This window comes from Azospirillum sp. A23 (assembly GCF_042938965.1).
GTDB lineage: Bacteria > Pseudomonadota > Alphaproteobacteria > Azospirillales > Azospirillaceae > Azospirillum > Azospirillum melinis.
In genome coordinates this window covers 819,217-844,421 of sequence record NZ_CP170666.1, presented here as the reverse complement: position 1 = coordinate 844,421, position 25,205 = coordinate 819,217, and the positions used below count along the sequence as shown (strand labels likewise).

The 25,205-nt window shown below is 70.2% G+C and carries 25 protein-coding genes, 1 pseudogene and 1 riboswitch; of the genes and pseudogenes, 5 read left to right on the top strand and 21 right to left on the bottom strand.

Annotated features, from left to right (window positions below):
• Nucleotides 1–88 precede the first annotated feature (88 nt).
• The 4 genes from ABNQ40_RS12705 to ABNQ40_RS12690 are packed head-to-tail and all read right to left on the bottom strand — an operon-like array spanning nucleotide 89 to nucleotide 3,736.
• Entirely contained in the window at nucleotides 89–907 is an 819-nt protein-coding gene (locus ABNQ40_RS12705; RefSeq protein ID WP_109051675.1) for a ferredoxin, read from the bottom strand.
• Nucleotides 904–1,932: a FecCD family ABC transporter permease gene (locus ABNQ40_RS12700; protein WP_391346743.1), complete on the bottom strand. Its 1,029-nt coding sequence runs from the start codon at nucleotides 1,930–1,932 to the stop codon at nucleotides 904–906. The genes ABNQ40_RS12705 and ABNQ40_RS12700 overlap by 4 nt, the downstream gene beginning before the upstream one ends.
• The gene (locus ABNQ40_RS12695) at nucleotides 1,929–2,915 is read right to left on the bottom strand and encodes an ABC transporter substrate-binding protein (RefSeq protein ID WP_109051673.1); all 987 of its coding nucleotides are present in this window, start codon (nucleotides 2,913–2,915) and stop codon (nucleotides 1,929–1,931) included. The genes ABNQ40_RS12700 and ABNQ40_RS12695 overlap by 4 nt, the downstream gene beginning before the upstream one ends.
• On the bottom strand, nucleotides 2,912–3,736 hold the full coding sequence (locus tag ABNQ40_RS12690) for an ABC transporter ATP-binding protein (RefSeq protein ID WP_391346740.1): 825 nt from the start codon (nucleotides 3,734–3,736) through the stop codon (nucleotides 2,912–2,914). The genes ABNQ40_RS12695 and ABNQ40_RS12690 overlap by 4 nt, the downstream gene beginning before the upstream one ends.
• Nucleotides 3,737–3,858: 122 nt before the next feature.
• A riboswitch (cobalamin riboswitch) is annotated at nucleotides 3,859–4,093 on the bottom strand.
• A gap of 261 nt (nucleotides 4,094–4,354) precedes the next feature.
• Here ABNQ40_RS12690 and ABNQ40_RS12685 point away from each other — a divergent pair.
• The 5 genes from ABNQ40_RS12685 to ABNQ40_RS12665 all read left to right on the top strand — a co-directional run bounded on the left by ABNQ40_RS12685 (nucleotide 4,355) and on the right by ABNQ40_RS12665 (nucleotide 8,180).
• Nucleotides 4,355–4,633, top strand: a complete 279-nt coding sequence (locus ABNQ40_RS12685; RefSeq protein ID WP_391346738.1) for a hypothetical protein — start codon at nucleotides 4,355–4,357, stop codon at nucleotides 4,631–4,633.
• The gene (locus ABNQ40_RS12680; RefSeq protein WP_391346735.1) at nucleotides 4,633–4,809 is read left to right on the top strand and encodes a hypothetical protein; all 177 of its coding nucleotides are present in this window, start codon (nucleotides 4,633–4,635) and stop codon (nucleotides 4,807–4,809) included. Before ABNQ40_RS12685 ends, ABNQ40_RS12680 begins: the two co-directional genes overlap by 1 nt.
• Nucleotides 4,810–4,947: 138 nt before the next feature.
• The gene (locus ABNQ40_RS12675; protein ID WP_391346733.1) at nucleotides 4,948–5,874 is read left to right on the top strand and encodes a TonB-dependent receptor plug domain-containing protein; all 927 of its coding nucleotides are present in this window, start codon (nucleotides 4,948–4,950) and stop codon (nucleotides 5,872–5,874) included.
• Nucleotides 5,871–7,148, top strand: a complete 1,278-nt coding sequence (locus ABNQ40_RS12670; RefSeq protein WP_391346731.1) for a TonB-dependent receptor domain-containing protein — start codon at nucleotides 5,871–5,873, stop codon at nucleotides 7,146–7,148. The genes ABNQ40_RS12675 and ABNQ40_RS12670 overlap by 4 nt, the downstream gene beginning before the upstream one ends.
• Before the next feature lie 48 nt (nucleotides 7,149–7,196).
• Complete coding sequence (locus ABNQ40_RS12665) at nucleotides 7,197–8,180, top strand: energy transducer TonB (protein WP_391346729.1); 984 nt, start codon at nucleotides 7,197–7,199, stop codon at nucleotides 8,178–8,180.
• A gap of 11 nt (nucleotides 8,181–8,191) precedes the next feature.
• Here ABNQ40_RS12665 and ABNQ40_RS12660 read toward each other — a convergent pair.
• The 17 genes and pseudogenes from ABNQ40_RS12660 to ABNQ40_RS12580 all read right to left on the bottom strand — a co-directional run bounded on the left by ABNQ40_RS12660 (nucleotide 8,192) and on the right by ABNQ40_RS12580 (nucleotide 25,172).
• Nucleotides 8,192–9,396: pseudogene (locus tag ABNQ40_RS12660) on the bottom strand (acyl-CoA dehydrogenase family protein).
• A 30-nt stretch (nucleotides 9,397–9,426) separates the two neighbouring features.
• A complete protein-coding gene (locus tag ABNQ40_RS12655) occupies nucleotides 9,427–10,443 on the bottom strand; it encodes an ABC transporter substrate-binding protein (RefSeq protein ID WP_247880029.1) in 1,017 nt (338 codons plus the stop codon).
• Nucleotides 10,444–10,481: 38 nt separating this feature from the next.
• Nucleotides 10,482–11,267, bottom strand: a complete 786-nt coding sequence (locus ABNQ40_RS12650; protein ID WP_109051667.1) for a class II aldolase/adducin family protein — start codon at nucleotides 11,265–11,267, stop codon at nucleotides 10,482–10,484.
• Between the two features lie 26 nt (nucleotides 11,268–11,293).
• Nucleotides 11,294–12,253, bottom strand: a complete 960-nt coding sequence (locus ABNQ40_RS12645; protein WP_391346726.1) for a D-isomer specific 2-hydroxyacid dehydrogenase family protein — start codon at nucleotides 12,251–12,253, stop codon at nucleotides 11,294–11,296.
• 7 nt (nucleotides 12,254–12,260) lie between these two features.
• Complete coding sequence (locus ABNQ40_RS12640; RefSeq protein WP_391346723.1) at nucleotides 12,261–13,409, bottom strand: LLM class flavin-dependent oxidoreductase; 1,149 nt, start codon at nucleotides 13,407–13,409, stop codon at nucleotides 12,261–12,263.
• A gap of 64 nt (nucleotides 13,410–13,473) precedes the next feature.
• Nucleotides 13,474–14,487, bottom strand: a complete 1,014-nt coding sequence (locus ABNQ40_RS12635; RefSeq protein ID WP_109051664.1) for an ABC transporter substrate-binding protein — start codon at nucleotides 14,485–14,487, stop codon at nucleotides 13,474–13,476.
• 26 nt (nucleotides 14,488–14,513) lie between these two features.
• Entirely contained in the window at nucleotides 14,514–15,374 is an 861-nt protein-coding gene (locus ABNQ40_RS12630; protein ID WP_109051663.1) for an ABC transporter ATP-binding protein, read from the bottom strand.
• Nucleotides 15,375–15,380: 6 nt separating this feature from the next.
• Complete coding sequence (locus ABNQ40_RS12625; protein WP_109051662.1) at nucleotides 15,381–16,208, bottom strand: ABC transporter permease subunit; 828 nt, start codon at nucleotides 16,206–16,208, stop codon at nucleotides 15,381–15,383.
• 128 nt (nucleotides 16,209–16,336) lie between these two features.
• Nucleotides 16,337–17,242, bottom strand: a complete 906-nt coding sequence (locus tag ABNQ40_RS12620; RefSeq protein ID WP_109051661.1) for a LysR substrate-binding domain-containing protein — start codon at nucleotides 17,240–17,242, stop codon at nucleotides 16,337–16,339.
• A gap of 30 nt (nucleotides 17,243–17,272) precedes the next feature.
• The gene (locus ABNQ40_RS12615; protein ID WP_109051660.1) at nucleotides 17,273–18,256 is read right to left on the bottom strand and encodes an ABC transporter substrate-binding protein; all 984 of its coding nucleotides are present in this window, start codon (nucleotides 18,254–18,256) and stop codon (nucleotides 17,273–17,275) included.
• Nucleotides 18,246–19,076: an HAD-IIB family hydrolase gene (locus tag ABNQ40_RS12610; protein WP_109491161.1), complete on the bottom strand. Its 831-nt coding sequence runs from the start codon at nucleotides 19,074–19,076 to the stop codon at nucleotides 18,246–18,248. Before ABNQ40_RS12610 ends, ABNQ40_RS12615 begins: the two co-directional genes overlap by 11 nt.
• A 14-nt stretch (nucleotides 19,077–19,090) precedes the next feature.
• Nucleotides 19,091–19,981, bottom strand: a complete 891-nt coding sequence (locus ABNQ40_RS12605; protein ID WP_391346719.1) for a TauD/TfdA dioxygenase family protein — start codon at nucleotides 19,979–19,981, stop codon at nucleotides 19,091–19,093.
• A 9-nt stretch (nucleotides 19,982–19,990) separates the two neighbouring features.
• Entirely contained in the window at nucleotides 19,991–21,013 is a 1,023-nt protein-coding gene (locus ABNQ40_RS12600) for an ABC transporter substrate-binding protein (RefSeq protein ID WP_391346716.1), read from the bottom strand.
• A 20-nt stretch (nucleotides 21,014–21,033) separates the two neighbouring features.
• Nucleotides 21,034–22,665, bottom strand: coding sequence for a rhodanese-like domain-containing protein (locus ABNQ40_RS12595; RefSeq protein ID WP_109051657.1), 1,632 nt, complete (start codon nucleotides 22,663–22,665; stop codon nucleotides 21,034–21,036).
• A gap of 15 nt (nucleotides 22,666–22,680) precedes the next feature.
• On the bottom strand, nucleotides 22,681–23,319 hold the full coding sequence (locus ABNQ40_RS12590; RefSeq protein ID WP_109051656.1) for a cysteine dioxygenase: 639 nt from the start codon (nucleotides 23,317–23,319) through the stop codon (nucleotides 22,681–22,683).
• Nucleotides 23,320–23,331: 12 nt separating this feature from the next.
• Nucleotides 23,332–24,126 (bottom strand): ABC transporter ATP-binding protein, encoded by a 795-nt coding sequence (locus tag ABNQ40_RS12585; protein WP_391346713.1) that lies wholly within the window; start codon nucleotides 24,124–24,126, stop codon nucleotides 23,332–23,334.
• Nucleotides 24,120–25,172, bottom strand: coding sequence for an ABC transporter permease (locus ABNQ40_RS12580; protein ID WP_109051655.1), 1,053 nt, complete (start codon nucleotides 25,170–25,172; stop codon nucleotides 24,120–24,122). The genes ABNQ40_RS12585 and ABNQ40_RS12580 overlap by 7 nt, the downstream gene beginning before the upstream one ends.
• Between the last annotated feature and the right edge of the window lie 33 nt (nucleotides 25,173–25,205).

The following is a 25,205-nucleotide window of genomic DNA, read 5'->3' as shown; positions in this document are numbered from 1 at the left end:
CGCGGCTGACGGGTGTGCGGGGTGCTGGGTGGACGGCGCCGTTCGGTCGAGTTGAAAAGCCGGACGGCCGGAGATCAGGGAGGCCGGATCACCCCATGGGGTCGTCCTCCGCCCGCTCCGCCGGGCGATTGCGGTGGAGGATGTCGGCGGCGGGCGGGGTATCGGACAGCAGGTGGTCGGTGACGATGCGGTCGATCTTCCCGGTCGTCAGGTCGCCGTACCAGACGGCGTCGGGCTGGACGACCAGCAGCGGTCCGCGGTTGCAGGGGTAAAGGCAGCTCGTCCGCGCGCACATCGCCCGGCGCGGACCGGCGTTCAGGGCGCGGTGCCCTTTCATCGCCGCACGCAGATGCTGGTACAGCGGCTCGGCACCGCGATGCAGGCAGCGGGCGCCGACACAGACGAAGAGCTGCCGGCCATGTTCGGGGATTGCCGACCAGCCGGGCTTGCCGAGGCTGGGCTCGGTTCCGCGGACATCCTGTGCAGGGGTATCCGACGGCCCGCCGGCGATGGAGTTGAGGGCGATGCGGTCGAGGGCGGCGGGCAGGTCGAGCGCGCTTTCCACCGGCGGCGCCAGCCGGATGGCCATCGCGGTGCCGGTCGTCGTGGCCCAATGGCTGAGCGCGCCCGGCAGCCACGCCGACAGGCTGGGGTCGGACGGCACCATGGCGGGAATGACCAGGGCCTCGGTCACGCCGTCCCGCTCCAGATCCGCAAGCACGCCGGGCAATGCGGGGCCGGACAGGTCGGCGTGGGCGGTCGTGACCGTAACGGCTTCGCCGCGTGCCGCGTGCCGGGCGGCCAGAGCCGATGCGAGCGCCTTCAGGTTCTGCCCATGGTCGAAGGAGGCGCGCCCGTACAGGACGATGGCGCGCCTGGATGGCGGGTTCGCCGGGGTCTCCGTCATAGCGAGCCTCTCCGCCGCATGAGCCACAGGAAGAAGGTGCCGCCGACCAGTGCCGTGACGATGCCGACCGGAATTTCGCGCGGGGCGAACAGGGACCGGGCGACGACGTCCACCCACAGCAGGAGCAGCGCCCCGCCCAGTGCTGCCACCGGCAGCAGCGCTCGCAGATGCCCGCCGACCAGCATCCGCGCGATGTGGGGCACCACCAGCCCGACGAAGCCGATGCCGCCGCAGGCCGACACCAGCGCCCCGGTCATCAGGGCGGTGACGAGGAAAAGCTCCAGCCGCAGGCGGCCCGGATCGGTGCCGAGCGAGCGGGCCGCATCGTCGCCCAGGGCCAGCGTGTTGACGGTCTCCGCCCGCAGCCACAGCCACAGCAGCCCGCCGACGACCAGACCGGCCGGAACGGGCAGCACGCTCCAGCGTGCGGTGCCGAAGCCGCCCATCATCCAGAACAGCGCGGCGTCGTCGCCACGATCCGTCGCCATGACGATCAGGACATTGGTGACGGCGTGCAGGATGAAGGCGACGGCGACACCGGTCAGCACCAGCCTTTCGCCGGTCACCACGCCGTCGCGCCCGCGTGCCGCGGAGAAGACGGCCAGCATCGCCGCGAGCGCACCGAGGAAGGCGGCGACCGGCAAACCCAGCATTCCGGCGACCGCGCCGGCATAGAGCAGAACGGTCACCGCCCCCACCGAGGCGCCGGCCGACACGCCGAACAGATAGGGGTCGGCCAGCGGGTTGCGCGTCAGCACCTGAAGCACGGCCCCCACCGCCGCCAGTCCGGCCCCGGCGAGCGCACTCAGCAGAACGCGCGGCACCCGCAATTCCCAGACGATGTTGCGTTCGGCCCGGCTGGCCTCGGCGGGCGGGGCCAGCGCCGGCCACAGCTCGTGCATGACGACCGCCCAGACCTTCGGGATGGGGACGCGGGCGGCGCCGAAGCCGACGGCGGCCACCGCGGACAGGGCCAGCGCGGAGGTCAGCAGCAGCGACAGGCCCAGCAGGCGGGAGCGCTTCATGGTGTGAAGCGCTCCGGGTGCAGGGTCCGCGCCATCCGCTCCAGCGCCTCGACATTGCGGGTGGAGGGCGTCTGCTCGGCATAGGTCAGCACGATGAACTGCCGTTTGCGCACAGCCTCGACGTCGGCCAACTGCGGTGCCGAGGTCAGGTGTCGGATGGCGTCCTCGGCCGGGATGCGGTGGGCGCTGACGATGATCCATTGCGGATCGCGCCGCACCATCTCCTCCCAACTCACCCGGACATAGCTGTCGGGGATGTCGTCGAAGATGTTGCGCCCGCCGGCCAGCTCCATCAGCAGGCTGGTCATCCCTTCGCGCCCGACAGACAGGGGCGCCGCGTCGGTGTGGCACTGGTCGCAATACATCACGCGCGGCCGGTCGGCGGCGCCGCCGACACGCTCGGTGACGGCGGCGACCCGGCGGCGGAAATCGGCGACCATGGCCTCGGCACGCTCCGTCACGCCGAAGATGGCGCCCAGCGCCAGCAGATCGGCATAAAGCGTGTCCATGCCGATCGGCTCGCGCGGGCCGATGCGGATGCAGCTTTCCCGCAGCGTGTAGGTCGCCACGCCCATCTCCGCCAGCCGGGCGGGGGTGAGGCCGCGGGCCTCGTTGAAGCCATAGCTCCAGCCGGCGAACAGGAAGTCTGGATTGACCGACAGCACCGCCTCCAGCGTCGGCGAGCGGTCGGGCAGCCGGGGCAGCGCCGCGACCACGCCCGGCGGAGCGACCAGCCGGTGCTCCACCCCCTCGATGCCGGAAACGGCGGCCAGCCGGTCGGCGAGGCCGAGGTCCAGCATGGTCTGCGTCATGTTGGTGTCGTGGACCATCGGCCGCTTCGGGGCCGCGGCGAAGCGGGCGGTCTCGAAGCAGTTGGCGACCTCGACCGGATAGGATTGGGCGAGGGCGCCGCCGGCTTGCATGGCGAGGGCCAAGGCGAAGACCGGAGTGAAAGGCGGAACGCCGCGGAGAATGCGTCTCATCGTGGTGACTCCGTCAGGGGCGACAGGTCGATGCGCAGCCGGCCGTCCTGGGGGCGGCGGTCCACCGCCGCGGCGACGCGGTAGACGGCGGTCAGCCGGTCCGGGGTCAACGCGCCCTCCGGCGCGGCATCGGCCTGGAGCCGTCCGTCGGCCAGCAGCAGGATGCGGTCGCACCAGCGGGCTGCCAGCTCGATGTCGTGCAGCGTCGCCACCACGGTGATGCCGAGCGAGCGCACGAGGTCGAGCACGGCGAAGCGGTGGTAGATGTCCAGGTGGTTGGTCGGTTCGTCGAGCAGCAGGATGCGCGGACGCTGGGCCAGGGCGCGGGCGATCATCACCCGCTGGCGTTCGCCGCCCGACAGCTGTTCGACCGCACGCCCGGCCAGCCCGGACAGCTCCAGCCGGTCCAGGGCATCCTCGACGATGGCGCGGTCCTCCGCCCCGGCTCCGGCGAAAGGGGAGCGGCGGTGAACCAGCCGCCCCATGCCGACCACGTCGCGAACGGTGAAGCCGAGTGCGGCGGTGGAATCCTGCGCCTGGAGCGCCAGCCGGCGGGCCAGTTCGACCGGCCGCAGGGCGCGCGGATCGTCGCCGTCGATGAGGATTCGGCCGGCGGACGGGGTTTGCAGGCCGGCGAGGCAGCGCAGCAGCGTGGTCTTGCCCGAGCCGTTCGGCCCGAGAATGCCGAGGATTTCACCGCCGGAAACCGAGAAACCGATGTCCGACAGGACCATGCGGCCGGCCAGCCGGCACCTCAGCCGTTCCACCGCGATGGCGGGGAGAGGGAGCGATGCCTCTGTGGGGAAGGGCGCTGACGCCATCCGTGCTTCCTGTCTTTGCGGACGGGGAGGCATGGCGGACGTCTTGCGGATCATGCGACGCGACCGGAGCGGAGTCCGGGCACACGCATGGCAAGCGTTCCACCGGGACACCCCGCCCGAGGACGTTTCGTTGTGGTGCTGGCAGGTCTCCTGGCTTGCGGGTCGTCGCCGTTCCGTCGGGCCTTCCCAGCGCCGATGGGCGCCAGTGGCTTGAAATGACGGTACGGCTCGCCGCTCACAGTTGCGGGGGCAGCCCCGGCCTCACCGCACTTCCCTTCGCAGGGTCGGCGGCTCACCGGGTTCCCTCTTAGCTTCCGGTGGCGAACCGCCGGAAGAACCAGAACCGGGACCATTCATGAGCGACGCGGCGCCCCCGGTCAAGCTTTGCGAACGAACAAAAGCATCGGAGAGTCCATATCCAAAATGTTATGTTATAACGTTACATATCGTGCCATCGTGCGACCTGCAAGGAGAAGTTCGCCGTCGGATCCGGGCGTCGGATCTGGGGCCTGCGGGAAAATGCCGCTGATCCCGACTGCGGCACTTCGGCTAATGTGCCGCACCCAATGCGTGCGGTTGCACGTGCGATGGGCAAGATGGATCGATGCACGGATCGGCATGAGCGCGACCCAGGACAGACTGCGACCCACGCGACGGGCCGGCCTTGCGGCCGGTGCGATTGCGCTGCTGTTGCAGGTCGTCGCCTGGGCCTGGATGCCCGCCGTCATCGCATCCGCCAATGCGGCCGAGAGCAGCCGGATCGTCATCTGCACGCCGGATGGGTTCAAGACCGTGGTTATGGACGACCACGGAATGGCAGGCGATCCGGCAGGCGACGAGAGCGATTGGCGCAGAACGATTCGGGCCAAGGCGATCTGCTCCAAGGCGATCTGCTGATGTCGGGCGGTTCCTGCCCGCTCTGTCCGCTGATCGGCGGATTGGCGATGCCGCCGCCGGATTTGCCGATGACGCGCGCGTCGGTCGGGCGCCACAGCCCGGAAGTCTTGCCCGGCGACGTGATCGCCGCCGGCTGGTTCCTCTCCACCCTTCAGGCCCGCGCGCCACCGGTCTGAGGCCGGAATTGCGGGATCGCCGTGCGGGACGTCCGCGCGGCGATCCGCCCTTGCCGACCTTCCCTGTTCGCAGCCTTGCACATCCTTCGCGCCGATGGCGCGGAGCCGTGTTCGGCTGGCCTCAGATCGAGATATCTCATGATGTTGCGTTTCGCCGCGGCCGGCGCCCTGCGCGCCGCCCTGCTGTCCGGTGCTGCCCTCACCGCACTGTTCCCCGCCGCTGTGTCCGCCCAGACCATTCCGCCGTTTGGTCCGCCGCTTGCCCAATCGCTTCCGGCGATTTCCGTGATCGCAGGCCCGGACGATGCCCTGGCCGTCGGCACCGCCCTGGGCGGAGATGGGCTGGCCGCCCGCCGGCCCGCCACCGGAGACGTCGCGGCCTTGCTGCGCGGCCTGCCCGGCGTCAGCCTCTACGGCAATGGCGGCGTGTCGAGCCTGCCGGCGCTGAACGGGCTGGGCGCCGACCGCGTCAATGTGCTGGTCGACGGCGCGCCCGTCGCGCCCGCCTGCCCCAACCAGATGAACCCGGCGCTGTCCACCATCACGCCGACGCGCCTGTCCAAGATCGAGGTGCTGGCCGGCATCACGCCGGTCAGCGCCGGTGGCGACAGCATCGCCGGCACCATCGCCGCCGAAAGCGCGCCTCCGGTCTTCGCTCCGGCGGGCGAGGCGGTGCATACCGAGGGCAAACTGTCGGCCTCCTACCGGTCCAACGGCCGCGGCGTGACGGGGGCCGCCGAGGCGTCCGTCGCCACCGACAGCCTCAGCCTGGGCTACAGCGGATCCTGGAGCCGGGCCGGGAACTACAAGGCCGGCGACGGTCAGACCGTCCGCTCGACCCTCTACAACGTGCAGGACAATGCGGTGACGTTCGGGGCGCGCCGCGACGGGCATCAGGTCACGTTGCAGGGCGGTATCCAGACCATGCCCTACCAGGGCTTTCCCACCCAGCGCATGGATTTGACCGACAACCGCACCGCCTTCCTCAACGGCCGGTACGAAGGGGCCTTTGACTGGGAAATCTCGACGCCCGCGCCAACTGGCGGCGGACGCGGCACACCATGAATTTCCTGGAGGACAAGGGTGGCAGCGCCGGCGGCGGCATGCCGATGGACACGCTGACCACCGACGCCGGCTATTCGGTCAAGGCGACGCTGCCGCTGTCGGCACGCGACACCCTGCGCGTCGGCAGCGAGTTCCGCCACACCCATCTCGACGATTGGTGGGACCCGGTGGCCGGCAGCAGCATGATGAGTCCGCTGACCTACTGGAACGTCAAGGACGGCACCCGCAACCGCCTCGGTACCTTCGCCGAGTGGGAGGCCGCCTGGTCGCCGGCCTGGACGACGCTGCTCGGCGTGCGCAACGACGTGGTGTGGATGGACACCGGCGCGGTGCAGCCCTATTCCTGGCAGAACAGCCTGGGCATGGGCATGATGCGGATGGCCAACCCGGATGCGGCCGACGCACGCGCCTTCAACGCCCGCGGCCGTGGCCGCACCGACGTCAATTTCGATGCGACGGCCCTGGTCCGCTACACCCCCTCCGACACCAGCGCGATCGAAGCCGGCTACGCCCGCAAGACCCGCTCGCCGAACCTCTACGAGCGCTACGCCTGGGGCACCGGCGGGATGTCGAGCAGCATGAACGGCTGGTTCGGCGACGCCAACGGCTATGTCGGCAACCCCGACCTCAAGCCGGAGATCGCCAACACCGTCAGCACCACCCTCTCGCTGCACAATGCCGCCCGCAAATCCTGGGAAGTCAAGCTGATCCCCTATTACACCTATGTGCAGGATTTCATCGACGTCGAGCGGATCGGCACGCTGAGCAACGGCTTCGTCAAGCTGCGCTTCGCCAACCATGACGCCATCCTGGTCGGCGCCAACCTGTCGGCGGCGGCCGGGCTCTACGAGGATGACAGGATCGGCTCCTTCCGCCTGTCCGGCGTGGTCGGCTGGGTGCATGGCCGCAACCTCGACACCGGCGACGCGCTCTATCACATCATGCCGCTGAACGCCTTGCTGACGATGGAGCACCGGCTGGGCGGATGGAACAGCGCCGTCGAGTTGCAGGCGACCGCCCGCAAGGACCGGGTGGAAGCGGCGCGCAACGAGCCGAAGACGCCCAGCTACGCGCTGGTCAATCTGCGGACGGGATACGAGTGGGGGAATGTCCGGGTCGATGCCGGTGTCGAGAACCTGTTCGACCGGCAGTATTACCTGCCGTTGGGCGGTGTCGACTATGCCGATTTCCGGGCGGGGGGAAGCCGGGGCACGGTCGGCGCGCTGCCGGGGGCGGGGCGGTCCTTCATCGCCGGCATGACGGTGAAGTTCTAAGGCGGACCGTCCGTCGCACCGCGCCTCACCCTGCCGAAGGTCCGCTCCATGCCCGAGCACCGGACGATTGCCGCCTCGCCCCGTCTTGCCGCGGAAACGGCACCTGTTCCATCGGCCGCCCGGACCGGGGCGGCGCGGTGGAGCCTGCCGTTGTCGCTCGCCTTGCACGTGGAGGTGATCGCCCTTGCGGTCGGTCTGCATGCACCGCCGGCTCCCCCGCCGGCGGTGCATGCGGTGGAGCTTTCCTTCGTCGCGGCTGCGGCGGAACCGCCGTCGCCATCGCCATCGGGGCCGGTTGCGGAAAGTGTCATGGACTCGGAGGAGGGCGCCCGGCCGGAGGCGGTTCCGGACCCTGCGTCCGAGCCGCTGCGGCAGCCGGACCCGGTGCCGCCGCCACCACCCGACACCGGCGACGTTGCTGCGGAATCGCCTTCCGATGCCCCGATGCCGCCGGTCGCCGACACACCGGTCGCGGAGCCGTCCGCGCCGGTTCCGGCGGAGCCGCTCAAGGAGGAAACGCCGCCGCCCGTCCGGCCGCCCATTCCGGCACGCCGGCCATCTCCCGGCCCCCCGCAGCGTACCCCGTCTCCCACCAGGGCCCTGCCGGCCGCAATCCCCCTGACGGACAGGTCCGGGCGCGCCGAGGAGCCGGCTGTGCAGGCGTCATTCGCACCGGCGACCCAGCCAGCCGCTCCGGCGGCGGTTTCGTCGCCACCCTCGGACCCGTCGGCCAACTCCGACAGGCAGGCGACCGATTACTTCGGCACGATCCAGGCAAGGCTGGCCCGTCACAAGATTTATCCGCAGGCCGCGCGCCTGATGCGGGAGGAAGGCACCGTGCTGGTCCGCTTCACCATCGTCGCCGACGGCACCATCACGGGTTGGACGATTGTCCAGGGATCGGGGCACGGCAGCCTCGATCGGGCCGCGGAGGAGATGATCCAGCGTGCGTCGCCGCTTCCCGCCATCCCTGCCGGATTGGGCCGCTCCCAGATCGACATCACGCTTCCCGTTCGCTACGCCTTGCAATGACGGCCTGCCGATCACCGTGACAGAGCGGCGCGCCCGGCGCCGGTCGGGATCATGTCGTTCTGCGGGGCATGGACGCGGGCGCACAGGACATCGCGGTGATGGCGCTCCAGCGGGTTGTCGCGCGACAGGCCGGGATTGCCGGTGACCTCCAGTGCCCGCGCCACCGCGTCGATGGCGTTGTCGGTCACCGTGTATTTCACCAGCAGGGCGTCGCTCTGCGAAGGCGACGTGCCGCCGTCCATCGCCGCCGACAGGGACCGCAGGAGGATGCGGTTGGTCAGCAGAAGCGCCTCGATCCCGCCCAGAGCCTCTTGCAGGCGGGGGACGGTGGCGAGCGACGCACCGTTCAGCCCCGTCGGCTTGCGGGCGTGCAGGAAGCCGACCAGCCAGTCGCGGGCGGAGCGGGCAATGCCGTCATAGACGCCGCTGAACAGGGTGGCCATCCAGGCGGTGGCGACCGCGTCGGGGGCGGCCCAGCCGGCGGGCGGGCGCAATTCGCCGGCATGGTCGTCGGGGACGAACACGTCTCGGAACACCACCTCGTGGCTGCCGCTGGCCCGCATGCCGATGTGGTTCCAGCTTTCCCGCACCTCGATCCCCTGTTCGGCGAGGCCGGTGCCGCGCGGGACCACCCAGGTGCCGACCAGCGGTTCAGCATCGTCGGTGCGGGCCCAGACACCGAGCCAGGACAGCGCCGGAATGCCGGTGGAGTAGATTTGGCGCCCGAAATGCGCCAGCCGCCCGGCACCTTGCGCGCCACCGTCGCCGGCAGCCCGCCGCGGTGCGGCGTGCCCAGTTCCGGCTCCACCCGCAGGATGTTGATCAGCGCGCCATCGGTCGCGGCGGAGCGGGCGATGCGCTCGCGCAGTGCCTCCGGCCAGGCGGACCCGCGCCAGAGCTGGTTGTGGATGACATATTGCAGCACCAGGACCAGCGCGGTGGATGGTTCGCCGGCGGCGATCCCGTTCACCACCGCCAGCGCATCGCGCAGCCCGCCGCCCTTGCCGCCCGCCGCTTCCGGGGTGACCAGCGCCGGAAGCCCGAATGTTGCCAGCCGCTCGAAATTCTCGAAGGGGAAGCTGGCCGCGCCGTCATGCTCCGCGGCGCGCGTCGCGAACTCCGCCGACAGGGTGGCGATCAGCGAAGGGTCGACCGCCAAGGCTGGAGCGGTCCCGGCGAACGGAGAGGCCGGAAAGGGCAGGTCGTCAAAGGGCATGGCAGGCAATCCCGCTACAATGGAACCGGTTCAGGCGAGGTCGACCGTGATGCGCCCGGCGAAGCGCTGGCTGTCGGTCGAGCGCTTGATGACCGACACGCTCTTCAGCTCGTCGGTGTAGAGCGCCAGCTGCTGGCGCAGTTCGTCGCCGATGGGGGTGACGTTGTGGGCGTGGCTGCGCAGCATCGCCTCCAGCTCCTCCACCGGGAATTTCGGGGCGAAGGGGGCATAGGCCGCGGCGGCGGCGCGCAGGTCGGCGTAGGCCGCGTGCTGCGCCTCGATCAGGGCGGCGGTCAGTGCCTTGGCCGCCGGGCGGTTGTCGCGCAGCAGGCTGCCGCGCACGCCGACGAGGCAGCAGGTGCGGGTGGCGAACTCGCCGCAGACGTTGTTGGTGATCTCCACCATCTGCGGGTTCTTGGTCTGGCTCCACACCAGCGGGTCGCCGTCGGCGATGGCGTGGACTTCCCCCTTCTCCACCGCCAGACCCAGCAGGTCGGCCGGGAACTGGCGCCATTCGACGTCCTTGTTGGGGTCGAGGCCGAACTTGGTCAGCACGACCGAGAAGAAGTTCTTCGACGGGCTGGCCATGTCGCTGACGCCGATCACCTTGCCCGGCAGGTCGAGCACCGTCTTCACCCCGGCCGCCTTGGCCCCGAACAGCCGCATGCAGCCGCCATGCAGGCCGGCGGAGATCTTCACGTCGAAGCCCTGCTCCAGCGGCTTCAGCCAGCGCAGCGCCATGCCGACGCCGGCATCGGCCTTGCCGGTGGCGATGGCCTCCAGCAGCTGGTCGGTGGAGCCGGTGAAGTTGACCAGCTCGACCTCCAGCCCGTGCTTCTTGAACAGGTCGAGCTGGAAGGCCAGCGGCACGGCGGAGAAGCAGACGGCCCCCGCGTTCCACGACAGGCGGAGCGGTTCCGCCGCCACCGCCCGGCGGCGCAGAACGAAGGGGGCGGCGAGGGTGACGGCGCCGGCGGCGATCAGGCCGCGGCGGGACAGGGGGCGGGCCAATGGGCGGGAAAGGGGAGAAGCCGGATTCGCGGTCATCGTTCTTGTGCTTTCGCGAAAGGTGGGACGGGACAGGGTCAGTCGAGCAGGTCGGGTTCGGCCGCCACGATCCATTCCCACAGCGGGTGGAAGTTGTAGGCGCCGCCCTGATGGGTCCCGACCTGGGAGCGGGTCAGCAGGGCCGTTTCATGGTCGATGGGCTGGGGCCGGCCGGCGGCCTCGGCCAGCAGCTGGGTGTGGGCGGCGTTGTCGGCGCTGATGAACCACCAGGCGGCGGCCTCCACACTCGGGCCGACGGTCAGCAGGCCGTGGTTCTTCAGGATCGCCAGCTTCCGGTCGCCCAGCGCCTCCACCAGCCGCTGGCCTTCGCCTTCGGTCAGGACGACGCCGGAATAGGGATCGAAAATGACCTGATCCTCGTAGAAGGCCGCGGCATCCTGGCTCAGCGGCGCGAGCGGTTGGCCGAGCGCCGACCATGCCTTGCCGTAGGTCGAATGGGTGTGGGCGGCGGCCACCACGTCGGGACGCGCCCGGTGGATGGCGGAATGGATGGTGAAGCCGGCCTGATTGATGGCGCAGTCGCCCTGCAGGATGGTGCCGTCGCCGTCGACCAGATGCAGGTCCGACACCCGGATGGTGCGGAAATGCTGGCCCAGCGGGTTGATCCAGAAGCGGTCGGGATGCTCCGGATCGCGGGCGGTGACATGGCCGGCCAGCCCCTGGTCGAAGCCGTAGCGGCCGAACAGGCGGAAGGTGGCGGCAAGCCGCTGCTTGCGGTGCTGCCGCTCCTCCTCGACGCTGGTGTAACTGACCGGATCGACCGGCGGCCAGAACTTGCGCGGCCTGGGCTGGATGTGGGTCATCGGGCGGGGGCTCCGTCGGGAAAGGGTCAGTAGCCGGTGGCGGCGTTCACCACGTCGCGCAGCGGTTCGCCGCGCGCGTAGGCGTCGAGGTTGGCGAGGATGCGGTCGGCCAGCCGCCGGTCGAAGTCCGGGGCGGACCACGAGACATGCGGCGTCAGCCGGATCGCGGGATGGCTGTAGAAGGGGTGGCCGGCGGGCAGCGGTTCGGGGTCGGTCACGTCCAGCGTGGCGTTGGCGAGCCGGCCGCTGTCGATGGCGGCGAGCAGGGCGTCCTGATCGACCAGCGCGCCGCGGGCGACGTTGACCAGATGCAGCCCCGGCTTGGCCTGCGCCAGCAGGTCGGCGCTCACCAGCCCGCGGGTGGCGGCGGTCAGCGGCAGGGCGAGCACCAGATGGTCGCTGACCGCCGCCAAATCCTCCAGCCGGCCGAACGGTTCGACGCCCGGTTCCGGTTCGGCCCAGCCCGAGCGGCGCACCGCCCCGACGGTCATCCCGAAAGCGAGCGCTCGCTCGGTCACCGCCCGGCCGATGGCGCCGAAGCCGGCAAGTCCCAGCCGTTTGCCGGACAGGCTGCCCAGCGTCTCGCGCCGCCAGTCCTCCGGTCCGGTGAGGCGGATGGCGTCCCACCGCTTCTCGACGCTCAGGATTGCCGTCATCACGTAGTCGGCGATGGCGACCGCCGACACGCCGCGGGCGCAGGTGACGACCGGGGCGCCGTCGAGCAGCCAGGGCGGGTAGAAGTCCATGCCCGTAGAGGCCGACTCGATCCAGCGCAAGCCGTTACCCCAGCCGGGAGGAGGGGCGGCGGGGGCCGCCTCCCAGCCGATCAGCGGACGGGTCAGCAGGACCTCGACGCCGGCCGGCAAATCCCAGGGGGCGTGGCCGGCCCGATGGTCCAGCACCGTGGGGCGCGAGGGGTGGGCGGCGATCCGCTCCCCCACCGCGGTGCCCAGCTGGTTGAGGATGACCGGGGAGCGGACCGCCACCTTGCGCTTACTCCGCCGCGACCGCCGCCGCGACCGCCGCCGCGGCCGCCTGAGCGCGCTGGCGCTCGGCGACCAGCTGGCGGACGCGCGGCAGCAGGTCGCGGCCATAGGCGATGGCATCGGGCAGCGGGTCGAAGCCGCGGATCAGGAAGGTGGTGACGCCGATGTCGTAATAGTCGAGCAGGGCGTCGGCGACCTGATCCGGCGTGCCGACCAGCGAGGTGGAGTTGCCCTTCGCCCCGGTCAGGGCGGCGATGGCGGTCCACAGGCGCTTGTCGTGGCGGTGGCCCTTGTCCGCGATGGCGAGCAGGCGGCGGGCGCCCTCGTTGTTCGGCAGGTCGCCGCGGGTGAATCCGGTCTTCTCCAGCAGCGCCTTGGCCTTCTCATAGATGGCGTCGGCCTTGGCCCAGGCGGCGTCCTCGGTCTCGGCCAGGATCGGGCGCAGCGACAGGCTGAAGGCCGGCTGCGGACGACCCGCCTTGGCGACGGCGGCGCGCACGCGGGCCAGCAGCTCGCGCACCTGATCGTGGGTCTCCCCCCACACCGCATAGGTGTCGGCGTGGCGTCCCGCCACCTCCACGGCCGCGGCGGAGGCGCCGGCGATCCACACCGGGATGCCCGACGCGTTGTAGGGCTTCGCCTGGGAGAAGGCTTTCTCGACCTGATAGAAGCGGCCCTGATAGTCGAAGGGCTTGTCGCTGGTCCATTCGGCGCGGACGATGTCGAGGAATTCCGACGTGCGGGCATAGCGGTCGTCCTTGTCGTCCACAATGTTTCCATCGCGGGCAAGCTCGCTTCGCTCGGCACCGGTGATGACGTTGATGGCGACACGGCCGCGGCTCAACTGGTCGAGCGTGGCGAGCTGGCGGGCGAGGATGGTCGGCGCCTGGAAGCCGGGGCGGTGGGCGATCAGCACGCCCAGCCGGTCGGTGACGCTGGTGATGTGCTGGCTGACCTGAAGGCTGTCCGGCGCATCGGCATGGAAGGCCTGGAGCACCGAATCGAAGCCGCCGAGCTCATGGGCCTTGGCGACCGTCTCGATGTAGTCGCGGTCCACCACCGGACCCTGGCGCGGGATGATCTCCGACGCATTGTGGTTGCCGACGAAGCCGACGAAGCGGAGCGGATGGGCGGAGGCGCTGTGGGAGGCGGTCATGGCGATGGTCCCTTCTTGTGCGTGGCGGGATTCGGGAAAGGGCTTTTTTGCAAAGCCGTGCCGGTCAGCTGAGCGGACGCGACAGGATGTCGGTGAAGCGGCGGTCGAAGGCCGGGGCGATGTCGATGCGCTTCGGCAGGACGCCCAACTGGTGGAAGGTGTCGGCGACGTTCTGGGCGGATGCGATGTCGGCATCGGTGATCGGCGCCAGATCGCGCTGGCGGGAATTCTTGCGCAGGATTTCCAGGTCGGTTTCGACCGGCACGCCGATGGCGGTGGAATGGACCTGGGCCCAGCGCTCCAGATTGGTGGCGCGCCAGGCGAAGGCGCGGCGCAGCCGCAGGAAATAGTCGCCGATGGCGGCGGACTTGCCCGGATCGGCCAGCGCGTCGGGCGAGGCGAGATACAGGTAGTTGCCCGACAGGTAGCCGTTGGAGGTGACGAGGACCCGCGCGCCCTTCTTGATGGCGAAGGGCACCGAATAGCCGTAGATCGCCCAGGCATCGAGCGCGCCCTGCTCGAAGGCGGCCTGTCCTTCCGACGGGGTCAGGCTGGTCGCCTGGATGTCGGTGAAGCGCAGCCCGGCCTCGCCTAGCATCTTGGCGAGATAGTACTGCGTGGTGGTGGCGCGGACATAGCCGACGCGCTTGCCCTTCAGATCGGCGACAGACTGGATCGGGCTGCCGGGCGGCACCAGCACCACCTGCCAGTTCACGTCGTCCTTGACCACGGCGACGATGGACAGGCGGGCACCGGCGGCGATGCCGAAGGCTGGCGGGATCTCGCTGCTGGAGCCGACGTCGATGGAGCCGGCATTGATCGCCTCGACGATCAGGTTGCCCGACGCGAACTCGGCGAACTGTGACCGGAAGCTGGACCCGGCATTGCCGGACGCTTCCAGCGCCAGCCCGTCCAGCGCCTTGTAGTCGGCGATGCGCAGGACGGTTTCAGAGGCCGGGCCGGAGGCGGCCTGCGCAAGGCCGGGCAGGGTGCCCAGCGCCAGGGCGCCGCAGGCTCCGCGCAACAGGCTGCGGCGGCCGAACGGGGGCGAGGGGAGGCGGAGATTATCGGTCGTCATGGCGGCGGGTCCGTCGGCGTCGAGGGTCAGAGGCTGGGCGCTGCGGCGGCACCGGCGGGCAGGCCGTAACCGCCGGGCCTTGCACCGGCTGCCCTGGCGTCGGATTCCCTGGCGTCGGTGCGCTGCGGTTCCCGTGCGGCCAGATGCTCCTCGTCGACGCCAAGCTCGGCCAACAGGCGGGAGCGCAGCGCGATGAAGCCGGGGTCGCCGTGGCGGCGCGGGCGGGCGAGGGGGATCGGGATATCGGCGGCGATCCTGCCGTCCGCCATCACCACGGCGCGGTCGGCCAGCAGCAGCGCCTCGTCCACGTCATGGGTCACTAGCAGGATGGCGGGGGCATGGGCGCGCCACAGCGTCTCCACCAGACCCTGCATGCGCATCCGGGTCAGGGCGTCCAGCGCCGCGAAGGGCTCGTCGAGCAGCAGCAGGCGCGGTTCGCGGACCAGGGCGCGGGCCAGCGCCGCCCGCTGCGCCTCGCCGCCCGACAGGGTCAGCGGCCAGGCACGGGCACGATGGGACAGCCCGACCTCCGCCAATGCTGCAAGGCCGCGGGCTTCGGCATCGGGACGGCGCAGGCCCAGCGTGACGTTGCGCAGCACCCGCATCCAGGGCACCAGCCGCGGCTCCTGGAACACCACGGCGCGCTCTTCCGGCAACTGCACGGTGCCCTCCGGCGCCGGGTCCAGCTTGGCCAGGGTGCGCAGCAGCGTGGACTTGCCGCAGCCGGAGCGGCCGAGCAGCGCGGTGAAGGAGCCCGGCTGTAGGTCGAGCGACAGGCCGTCCAGCACATTACCGTTGCCGAAATTGCGGACGAGGCCGCGGACGCTGACGACAGGCTTGCCAATTGTGGACTGGGAGGCGGCGATGCGGGAAAGGGTGTGGCTCATGGAGGGTCACTCCTTGATGAAGGCCGGGCGCCAGACCAGCGCCCTGCGTTCGATGACGCGGACGATCAGGTCGGCGAGCAGGCCAAGGATGGCGTAGACGATCAGGGCGACGATGATCACGTCGGTGCGCAGGAACTCCCGCGCCGTCATCGCCAGATAACCGATGCCGCTGGAGGCGTTGATCTGCTCGCCCACCACGAGGCTGAGCCAAGCGACGCCGAGCGCATAGCGCAGGCCGGTCAGGAAGGCGGGCAGGGCGCCGGGCAGGATGACCTGGGCGATCAGCTCCCCCCTTGTCAGGCCCAGGGTGGAGACCGCCTCCACCACCTTGGCGTCGACGGTGCGGATGCCGGCGAACAGGTTCAGGTAGATCGGGAAGGCGGTGCCGAGCGCGACGAGCGCGATCTTCGGCGTCTCGCCGATGCCGAACCACAGGATGAACAGCGGCACCAGTGCCAGATGGGGCAGGGTGCGCAGCATTTGCAGGAGCGCGTCCAGCGCATCCTCGCCCCGGCGCGACAGGCCGGCGATCAGCGCGCAGACGGTGCCGGCCGACACGCCGATGGCGAGCCCGGCGCTGACCCGGCCGAGCGAGACCAGCAGATGCACCGCCAGTTCGCCGCTGACCGTCAGATCCCAGAAGGCGGTCAGGATCTGGCTGGGCGAGGGGATGGTGCGGGTGGAAATCCAGCCCAGCCCGACGCTGGCCTGCCAAAGGACCAGCAGCGCCAGCGGCACCGCACAGCGGCGCAGACCCGCCGGAAGCGTCCCTGCCGAACGCGTCCATCTCCGGGATCGGGTTCCCGTCCGTTGGGTCGCGGTGGCTGCCGTCATGATCCCTCCCGAGGCCGGTCTGTTGCGGTGGCTACGGGAGAAAGCCTATTCCTATTGCGTGAATAGGAAAAACAAAAAACACAAACTACACTGTTGAGAAAAACTTAAGTAACGTGAATTTTTTGTTATTAATGTGCGCCCGCGTCGCGCAGAACCGCGGCCAGCGAGTCCGCCAGGATCCCGTGCAGACGGTCGACCGCCGGATTGGCGGCGGACGGCGCGCGATGCAGTTCCAGCGGGACCGAGCCCAGTTCCGGCAGGTCATGATGCGGCTCGAGGGGGGCCAGCGTGTCGGGCAGGCCGAGCGGCGTGCGGATCGTGACGCCCAGCCCGGCCTCCACCGCCGCCCACAGGCCGGACAGGCTGGGACTGGTGAAGGTGATGCGCCAGGGGCGCCCACCACCGTCCAGCCGCTCGATGCCGTGCTGGCGGAACATGCAGGGTGCGTCGAGCAGGGCCAGCGGCAAGGGGCTTTCCCGGTCGGCGCGAAAGCCGTCCGGCGCAACCCAGGCCACCGGCAGATGGGCCAGGGTGGCCGCTCCGGTCGTCGTTTTTGCGGAATCGCCACCGATCTCGCCGAAGGCCAGGGCAAGGTCGAGCGCACCCTGCGCCACCCGCTCGCGCAGTTCGCGCCCGCGGCCGACCTGGGCCTCGACATGGATGCGGGGATGGGCGCGGTGGAAGGAGCCGAGCACGGATGGCAGCCAGCGTTCCGCCAGATCCTGGGGAAAGCCGACCCGCACGGTGCCGTCCATCGCCCGGCCGCGGGCCGCCGACAGGGCCTCGTCGTTCAGGGCGACGATGCGGCGGGCATAGCCCAGCAGCAGGTCGCCGGCATCGGTCAGCGCCACTGTGCGGCCGGCCTTGCGGAACAGCGGCTGACCGACCTGCTCCTCCAGCTTCTTCATCTGCAGGCTGATCGCCGATTGGGTCCGGCCCAGCCGTTCGGCGGCGCGGGCGAAGCCACCATGCTCCATGGCGATCACCAGCGCCCGCAGCACATCCATGTCGAGGTTGGTCGGAAGCATCGCCATCCCGCATCGCCTTCCTGCGGTTCGCCGCCGTCAGGCCGGCAGCGCGCTGTTGAAGCCGGGATCGAAGATCGCCGCCGCGTCCAGCCGCTTGGGAATGATGCCGAACTCGCGCCAGACATCGGATGTCTCCTGCTGGTCGGCGATGACCGAGGCATCGATGGCGACCGGCCGCGCCCGCTCGACACCGAAGGTGTGGCGGGCGATGGCGGGATCGACGCCGACCGTCCTGGCCCAGATGCCGGCATAGGCGTCGCTGTTCTCCAGCGCCCACAGCCGGGCGGCGGCGAAGCGGCGGATCAGGTCGGTCAACGCCTCACGCTTGGTGGATATCGCCTCCAGCGTGGCGGACTGATAGGACAGGCCGCTCATCAGGCCGGTGCCGGTGACGACCGCGCGGGCACCGTCCACCAGCAGCGCCTGCGACACATAGATGCCCCAGGTCGACCAGGCGTCGATGGAGCCGGCGGCCAGCGCCGATTTGGCATCCGACGGCAGCAGGAAGGCGATTTTCACGTCGTCCGGCTTCAGCCCGTTCGCCTTCAACGCCGCCAGCACGAGGTAATGGCCGATGGAGCCGCGCCCGGTGCCGATGGTCTTGCCCTTCAGGTCGGCGACGCTGCGGATGGGGGAGGCGCCCGGCACCAGGATGGTGGTGCTCTGCGGGTTGGAACGGACGGCGCCGATGATCTTGGCCGAGGTGCCGGCGGCCAGCGCGAAGGTGGTCGGCGCGTCGCCGGCATAACCGACCTCGATGGCGCCGGCGTTCAGCGCCTCCAGCAGGGGGGCGGCGGCCGGGAACTGGCTCCATTCGATGCGGTAGGGCAGGTCGGCCAGAAGCCCGGCGGCCTCGATCACCGATTGGACGCCGCCCTTCTGGTCACCGACCTTCAGCACGGTGCCAGCGGGAATGGCAGCATTCGCCGGCCGCAGGGGCGCGAGCCCGGCGGCGAGCGCGCCGACACCGAGGCCGAGAGCATGGCGGCGCGACAGGGAGAACGGTCGATCAAGGCTCATGATGGTCTCCTGCGGAGCGGCGCTCCGGGAAAAGGGGGGATGGGGTCCGAGCCGCCAGCAGCGCGTCGGCCAGCTCGACGAAGCCGTCGCCGCCGGGGCCGCGCGTGATCCAGGCCGGCGGCCGGGGAATGTCGGACAGGAAGTCGATGACCGTGCTGACGCCGACGGAGGTCGGGAAATGGGCGAACATTGGTGCGTCGTTGACCGAATCGCCGGCATAGGCGACGGTCTCCGGTGCGGCGTCGATGTCGAGGCCATGAACCTCGCGCATCACCCGGCGCGCCATGCCAAGCTTGTCGTAGCCGCCGAACCAGCCGAGCACCCATAGGGAATTGACCGTCACCTCCGCTCCGGCGTTGCGGAAGTGACGGACCAGCGCCGTTCGCAAGGCGGGATCGGAGGGCAGGCTGAAGGCGAGGCTGCACAGGCGGAAGGGCTGGTCGCTTGCCAATTTCACCTCGGGCAAAACGGCGTGGATGGCCTGCCGCAACCGCTCCAGCCGCCTTGCGGCCACCGTCCGCTCCTCCTCCCCGTGCCAATAGCGGTGCTCGACATCGCCATCTGCGTTACGGCGCAGGAACAGGCCGCCATTCTCGGCGATCACCCCGTCAACCGGCCACATGCGCGCCATCTGGTCGGCCCAGCCCGCCGGGGCGGCGGTGACCGGCAGGACCGGAATTCCGGCATCGCGCAGCCGTTCCAAGGCGTCGTAGGTGCGGGCGGACAGGCGGCCCCGGTGGGTGAGGGTGTCGTCCATGTCGGTCAGGACGAAACGCACGCGGGCCAGGGCCTCCACCGGTGCCTTCGCCAGCGGACGCAAGGCGGCGATGACGGTCATGCGGCCACCGTCCGCCGCGGGTCCTGCCGACGATCCGCCGGCACGGCGATCTGGGTGCGGTGCATGCGGCGGCGCTGGTCGTCGGGGAAGGGGTCGCGGCGGTGCATGGTCCAGCGGTTGTCCCACATCACCAGATCGCCGACCCGCCAGCGGTGGTGCCAGGCAAGCTCCGGGCGCACCGCCGCCGCCCAGATTTCATCCAGCAGCGCCTCGCTCTCCGCCACGGATAGGCCGGAGATGTGGGCATGGGGACGGCGGCCCAGCAGCAATGCCCTGGCACCCGTCACCGGGTGGGAGATGATCAGCGGATGCACCGTGCCGGGCGAGGTGGCGACATCGGTCGGCGGGGCGAAACCCTGACGCAGATAGCCGCCGCTGTTGGTGGTGCTGTCATGCTTGATCGACAGCCCCTCCACCCGCCGTTTCAGCGCCTCCGGCAAGGCGTCATAGGCGGCGAACATGCTGAGGAAGCCGGTGTCGCCGCCCTCCGCCGGCACCTCCAGCGCATAGAGGCTGCTGGCGTAGGGAGGGGTCTCCAGATAGGTCATGTCCGCGTGCCACACCGACTTTCCCGCCCCCAGCGCGCCGATGGGCCGGCCATTCTCCGTGATGTTGGAGATGACGTAGACCTCCTCATGGCCCGGCGCGTGCAGCCGCCCGTTCTCGGTGATCGGCGCCTTGTCGAGCGGACCGAAATGGCCGGAAACGCGGACGAGGTCGGCGTCCGACAGGGTCTGGCCGCGGAAGACCAGCACCAGATGGCGGTCCAGCGCGTCGGCCAGGGCCGTTGCCGTCGCCGGGCGGAGCGGTTGCGACAGGTCGAGGCCGCGGATTTCCGCGCCAAGCGTGGGCGAGACCGGGTGGACGGTGAACTCCGTTTGGGGCATGGCGAAACCTCAGCTGCCGGTGCGGTCGTGGATGTCGGCGAAGAACAGGTCGCGCCAGTCGGTCGGCCGGTTGCGGATCGAACCGATGCGCGCCATGAAGTCGGTGAAGGTGCCGATGCCGCGCGGGGTGAGATCGTAGGAGATCTCCGGATGCGCGATCATCGCTGCCACCTCCTCCACGCCGAGCTTGGAGTTCTCGATGCGGATGTAGGCGCGCGCCGCGTCCTGTGGGTCGGCCTTGATCAGTGCGACCGATTCCTCAAGTGCCGCCAGCACCGCCTTGGTCAGCTTCGGGTTGGCGTCGTGGAAGGCGGTGGAGGTCCACAGCGCGCTGAAGGAGGCGGGACCGCCCAGCACGTCGTAGCTGCTCAGCACCTTGTGGATCTTGGGATCGCGCAGCTGCTGGTCCTGGAAGGGCGGGCTGGTGAAATGGGCGGTGATCTCGGTCTTGCCGGACAGCAGTGCGGCGGTGCCGTCGGGGTGGGCCAGCGAGACGGTCTGGGAGTTCAGCTTCGCATGCTGGCCGGGACCGAAGGTCTGCTCCGCCGCGATTTGGAGGACGATGGCCTGATAGGAGGCGCGGACCGACGGCACGACGATGCGGTCCTTTTCGGTGAAGTCCTTGAGGGTCTTCACCTCGGGCCGGTTGGTGTTGAGATAGGCCGGCTGCGCGTTCAGCGCCGCCAGCCCGCGCAGGTTGGCGTTCCCTCTGGTCTTATCCCAGGCGATGATGAAGGCGGGCACGCCGGCCGCGCCGAAATCGGCGTTGCCGGACAGGGTCGCCTCGGTGATCGTCGTCGGGTTGCCGAGCGGGGTGTAGCTGGCCTTCACCTCCCCCAGCCCGGCGGCGCGCGCCTGTTTCTCCACCAGCCCCTTGTCCTGCATGACATAGAGCGGCAGATAGCCGAGGCCGAGATTGCGGGCGAACCGCACCTCCGTCGCCTCGGCCCGTGCCGTGTGCGGCATCGAGGCGGCGAGAAGCAGTGCCGTGCCCAGCAGGGTCCGCCGCCGAATGGAAAAGGGCTTGGTCATGAGCTGTCAAATCCGGTGCATCAGATGACGTGAAAATTGTGGGCGCCGTCGCGCTTCAGCTGATCGACCAGTTCAAGCTCCCAGTCGATGTAGCCCTGCATGGCGGCGGCGCTGTTGTCGGTGCCCTCGTAGGGGCGTTTGTAGACGTCGTCGGGTTCGCCCCCCAGCCGGTCGAGGTCCGTGCTGAGCGGCAGTCCGGCAGCGACCCAGCCCTTCGTGCCGCCCGCCAGCAGAAGCGGACGCTGCCCGCCAGACAAATGGGAAAGGGTGAAATCGGCGACGGCGTAGCGGGTCAGCGTGCCGTCGCCGCAGGTGAGCACCGGGCGCACCCCCTTGGGCAGGCGGGCAATGGTGCCGGCCAGCCGGGCGCGGGTGGAGAAATACGCCCCCGGAATATGGCCGGCGCGGTAGCGCGGGCTGCGGGTGATGTCGATCACCGCCGCTTCGCCATTCTCCAGCAGGGCCAGCAGGTCGCGCGGCGCGATGGTCTCGGCCCCCACCTCCGGTTCCGGCGGCAGGCGGCGGCGGTCGGGGCCGCTCTCGCTGCCCAGGACGGACACATCGCCCTCCAGCACATGCACTTCCCAGCCCAGTTGCGAGAGCCAGGAGGCGGTCATGTCGGCGCGCGGACCGCCGCCGCCGGCGGGATCGTCAGTCAGAACGATGCGGGCGCCGCGAACCGCCACATGCTCGTCGGTCGCCTGGACCAGCTGTCCGCCGGCGGCGTGGCGGAAGCCGGGCAGATGGCCGGCCTCATATTCCTCCGGCGTGCGCACGTCGAAGAGATGGAGCGTCCGGCGCTCGTCGCCGCGGAAGCGGTCGAGCGTCTTCGCGTCGATCCGGCCGACCCCGGCCCGGTCGGCAACCGCGCGCGCCGCCCGGCGGCCGGCGGCGTCGCCGTCTGCCGAGACCTCCGGGAAGCGGCCCTCGCGCCCGCTGTCCAGCGTCAGCCCGGCCAGCGTCCAGCCGATGGTGCCGTTGCGCAGGGCGGCGACCCGGTTGGGGATGCCGGCATTCACCAGGGACTGGGTGCCGATGATCGACCGCGTGCGGCCGGCGCAATTGACCACCACCAGCGTGTCCGGATTGGGAGCGATGTCGTGGACGCGTTTGACCAGTTCGGCTCCCGGCACGCTGATGCCGCCGGGGATCGACATGGTGCGGTATTCCTCGAAACGGCGGGCGTCGAGGATCACCAGATCGGCCTTGGCGTCGAGCAGTGCCTTGACCTCCGCGGCCGGCAGCGAGGGGGTGTGGCGATGATGCTCGACCCACTCGCCGAAGGCCTTGCTGGGCACGTTCACGTCCCGGTAGACCTCGAAGCCGGCGGCGATCCAGCCGGCCAAGCCACCCTCCAGCAGGGTCACGTCGCCGTAGCCCAGCGCCTGGAGCCGGCGGGCGGCCGGCTCGGCATAGCCCTCGCCATCGTCATATACGGTGATCGGCACGTCGTGCCGCGGCAGCAGGTCGTAAGCGAGCAACTCGACGCGGCTCAGCGGGACGGAGATGGCGAACAGCGGGTGGGACAGCGAATAGGGGTCTTCCTCCCGGGCGTCGAGCAGGGCGACCTCGTCGCGCTCGATCCAGGCGCGGCGGATGTCGGCGGGGCTGCGGGTGGCGAGCGGGGCGGTTGCGGTGACTGCTGCGGTCATGGCGGTGACGGATCCTCAGGCGGCGTGGGGGACGGGCTGCGAGCGGTCCCACAGGTTGGGCAGGGCGCTGTTGGCGTAGCCGGAGATGAAGGGCTTGCGCTGGCCGGTCAGCGGGTCGAACACCGACCGCCGGACGGCGCCGATGTTGCCACCATAGACATGGATGCTGATGGACGGCCGGTCAGCCAGCGCGTTGGAGATCGCATGGACATCGCCGATGCGGGGCGACACCGCCTCGACCGACCCAGCCTTCAGGATTTCGGGCGGAGAGGCGACGGGCGGGCCGCCCTGTGGTTGGAGGTCGTAGCGTTGCGACCGCTCCGCCCCGCGCAGGATGCCGACGAGGCCCCAGACGGTGTGGTCGTGGATCGGCGTCCGCTGCCCCGGTCCCCAGACGAAGCTGACGACGGAGAAGCGCTCGTACGGGTCGCAATGCAGCAGATACTGCCGGTAATGCACCGGGTCGGGCTGGGCATAGGCGTCGGGCAGCCAGTCGTCGACGGCGATCAGCCCGGCCAGCAGGGCGCGGCCGGCATCGAGCATGGCGGGCTCGTCGTCGCCATGCCGCTCCACCAGCCGGGTGAAGTCGGCGATGAAGCCGCGCAGGCGTTCCAAGTTCGGAGTGGCTGTGATGGGTGGGAGGCTTTCGGGCATGGTCGGGTGTCCTCACCAGGTCTCGGCAAGGCCGAGCAGTTCGAGAATGCGGTGGCGAAGCTCGGTCAGGACCGGATCGCCGCGGTGGCGGGGATAGGGGCGGTCGATGGGCAGGTCGGCCTTGATGCGGGCCGGGCGGCCGCTGAACACGATCACGCGGGTCGCCATGAACAGCGCCTCTTCGATGTCGTGGGTGACCAGCAGGCCGGTGAAGCCCGAACTGCGCCACAGATCGACCAGTTCGCTCTGCATCGCCAGCCGGGTCAGGCTGTCCAGCTTGCCCAGCGGTTCGTCGAGGATCAGCAGGCGGGGGTCGTTGACCAGGGCGCGGGCCAGCGCCGCGCGCTGGGCCATGCCGCCCGACAGCTGATGCGGATAGGCCTTCTCGAAACCGGTCAGCCCGACCAGCGCCAGCGCCTTGTCGATCCGATGGCCTTGCGAGCGCAGCAGGCCGCGCGCCTCCAGCCCCAGGGCGACATTGTCGCGCACGGTGCGCCAGGGATAGAGCGTCGGGTCCTGGAAGACGACGACGCGCGACGGGTCGGGACCGTCGATGGGGCGGCCGTCGGCCAGGATGCTGCCGCGGCTGGGCGGTTCCAGCCCGGCGACCAACCGCAGCAGGGTGGATTTGCCGCAGCCACTCGGTCCCAGCAGGGCGACCAGTTCGCCCGGCTCCACCCGCAGTTCCACCCCGTCCAGCACCGGCAGCGGTGCGCCATGCAGTTCGAAGCTGTGGCTGACCGCCTGCACGTCGATGGTCATGCCAGCGGTCATGCCGGCAGTGTCGGTGTTTTCGAACGCTACCATTTGAGCATTCCCTTCTGCCAGGCGAGCAGATGGTCGCGGACGCGGAACAGCAGCGTCACCAGACCGGAGCAGAGCAGCGCCATCACCAGCAGGGCCGCGTACATGTTGCCGTAGGCGGCCCAGCCCTGGGCCCATTGCAGGTACCAGCCGACCCCGGACTTCACGCCCAGCATCTCCGCCACCACCAGGACGGCGAAGGAGGCGCCCAGCCCCATGAACAGCCCGACGAAGACATGCGGCATCGCCGCCGGAACGGCGACCTTCAGCACCAGGAAGCGCGGGGAGGCGCCCAGCGTGCGGGCGATGTCGTAATAGGCGCTGTTGACCCCGGCCACGCCGGACCAGGTGAGGACGGTCACCGGCACGCCACTGGCCAGCGCGATCAGGAAGACGCTGGCGCTCCAGCTGGTCGGAAAGGCGAAGAAGGCGATGGGCAGCCATGCGGTGGCCGGCAGCGGGCCGATCAGCCGCAGAACCGGGTGGACCCAATAGCCGACCGCGCGCGACCAGCCGATGGCGACGCCGGTCACCACGCCAAGGATCGAACCCACGGCATAGCCGGTGACCAGCAGCCTCAGCGACGCGGCGAAGCAGTCGAGCAACCGCGGCCAGTCGTCGAGATAGACCTCCAGCAGCGCCTGCGGCGGGACGAAGAAGGGCCGCGGCAGCAGATTGAGCTTGGCAGTCAGGATTTCCCAGCCGGTGACGCCCAGCGCCAGGGCGATCAGCCATGGAACGGACGCCGACAGGCTGGCAATGGCGGCTTCCAGCCGGCTGCGCGGCGCCGGGCGGATCGCCGCGGCCAGCAGGGCGGCAAGCACCAGCAGCCCGGCGGCGACCACCAGCAGGCTGGCGAACTCGCCGGTCCGCTCCCACTCCTGGGAATCGGCGGCGTCGGGCCACAGGGCCGTCACGCCGGAGGCGGCGAACCACAGCAGGGCGGCGGCGGAAAAACGCAGGAGGAGGTTGGACGGCAGGCCGCCGCCGATTGGCAAGGCTCCGCCGTTGGCCGCCGGCAGGGCGGCGGCCGTGTCGTTCACGCTCATGATCGATCTCCCGTTCGGCCGGGATTTGCCGGC

What these genes read in the sequence shown, in the direction of transcription:
- ABNQ40_RS12705 (WP_109051675.1), bottom strand. Translation starts at nt 907, where the DNA reads ATGACGGAGACCCCGGCGAACCCGCCATCCAGGCGCGCCATCGTCCTG.
- ABNQ40_RS12700 (WP_391346743.1), bottom strand. Translation starts at nt 1,932, where the DNA reads ATGAAGCGCTCCCGCCTGCTGGGCCTGTCGCTGCTGCTGACCTCCGCG.
- ABNQ40_RS12695 (WP_109051673.1), bottom strand. Translation starts at nt 2,915, where the DNA reads ATGAGACGCATTCTCCGCGGCGTTCCGCCTTTCACTCCGGTCTTCGCC.
- ABNQ40_RS12690 (WP_391346740.1), bottom strand. Translation starts at nt 3,736, where the DNA reads ATGGCGTCAGCGCCCTTCCCCACAGAGGCATCGCTCCCTCTCCCCGCC.
- ABNQ40_RS12685 (WP_391346738.1), top strand. Translation starts at nt 4,355, where the DNA reads ATGAGCGCGACCCAGGACAGACTGCGACCCACGCGACGGGCCGGCCTT.
- ABNQ40_RS12680 (WP_391346735.1), top strand. Translation starts at nt 4,633, where the DNA reads ATGTCGGGCGGTTCCTGCCCGCTCTGTCCGCTGATCGGCGGATTGGCG.
- ABNQ40_RS12675 (WP_391346733.1), top strand. Translation starts at nt 4,948, where the DNA reads ATGATGTTGCGTTTCGCCGCGGCCGGCGCCCTGCGCGCCGCCCTGCTG.
- ABNQ40_RS12670 (WP_391346731.1), top strand. Translation starts at nt 5,871, where the DNA reads ATGAATTTCCTGGAGGACAAGGGTGGCAGCGCCGGCGGCGGCATGCCG.
- ABNQ40_RS12665 (WP_391346729.1), top strand. Translation starts at nt 7,197, where the DNA reads ATGCCCGAGCACCGGACGATTGCCGCCTCGCCCCGTCTTGCCGCGGAA.
- ABNQ40_RS12655 (WP_247880029.1), bottom strand. Translation starts at nt 10,443, where the DNA reads ATGACCGCGAATCCGGCTTCTCCCCTTTCCCGCCCATTGGCCCGCCCC.
- ABNQ40_RS12650 (WP_109051667.1), bottom strand. Translation starts at nt 11,267, where the DNA reads ATGACCCACATCCAGCCCAGGCCGCGCAAGTTCTGGCCGCCGGTCGAT.
- ABNQ40_RS12640 (WP_391346723.1), bottom strand. Translation starts at nt 13,409, where the DNA reads ATGACCGCCTCCCACAGCGCCTCCGCCCATCCGCTCCGCTTCGTCGGC.
- ABNQ40_RS12635 (WP_109051664.1), bottom strand. Translation starts at nt 14,487, where the DNA reads ATGACGACCGATAATCTCCGCCTCCCCTCGCCCCCGTTCGGCCGCCGC.
- ABNQ40_RS12630 (WP_109051663.1), bottom strand. Translation starts at nt 15,374, where the DNA reads ATGAGCCACACCCTTTCCCGCATCGCCGCCTCCCAGTCCACAATTGGC.
- ABNQ40_RS12625 (WP_109051662.1), bottom strand. Translation starts at nt 16,208, where the DNA reads ATGACGGCAGCCACCGCGACCCAACGGACGGGAACCCGATCCCGGAGA.
- ABNQ40_RS12620 (WP_109051661.1), bottom strand. Translation starts at nt 17,242, where the DNA reads ATGGCGATGCTTCCGACCAACCTCGACATGGATGTGCTGCGGGCGCTG.
- ABNQ40_RS12615 (WP_109051660.1), bottom strand. Translation starts at nt 18,256, where the DNA reads ATGAGCCTTGATCGACCGTTCTCCCTGTCGCGCCGCCATGCTCTCGGC.
- ABNQ40_RS12605 (WP_391346719.1), bottom strand. Translation starts at nt 19,981, where the DNA reads ATGCCCCAAACGGAGTTCACCGTCCACCCGGTCTCGCCCACGCTTGGC.
- ABNQ40_RS12600 (WP_391346716.1), bottom strand. Translation starts at nt 21,013, where the DNA reads ATGACCAAGCCCTTTTCCATTCGGCGGCGGACCCTGCTGGGCACGGCA.
- ABNQ40_RS12595 (WP_109051657.1), bottom strand. Translation starts at nt 22,665, where the DNA reads ATGACCGCAGCAGTCACCGCAACCGCCCCGCTCGCCACCCGCAGCCCC.
- ABNQ40_RS12590 (WP_109051656.1), bottom strand. Translation starts at nt 23,319, where the DNA reads ATGCCCGAAAGCCTCCCACCCATCACAGCCACTCCGAACTTGGAACGC.
- ABNQ40_RS12585 (WP_391346713.1), bottom strand. Translation starts at nt 24,126, where the DNA reads ATGGTAGCGTTCGAAAACACCGACACTGCCGGCATGACCGCTGGCATG.
- ABNQ40_RS12580 (WP_109051655.1), bottom strand. Translation starts at nt 25,172, where the DNA reads ATGAGCGTGAACGACACGGCCGCCGCCCTGCCGGCGGCCAACGGCGGA.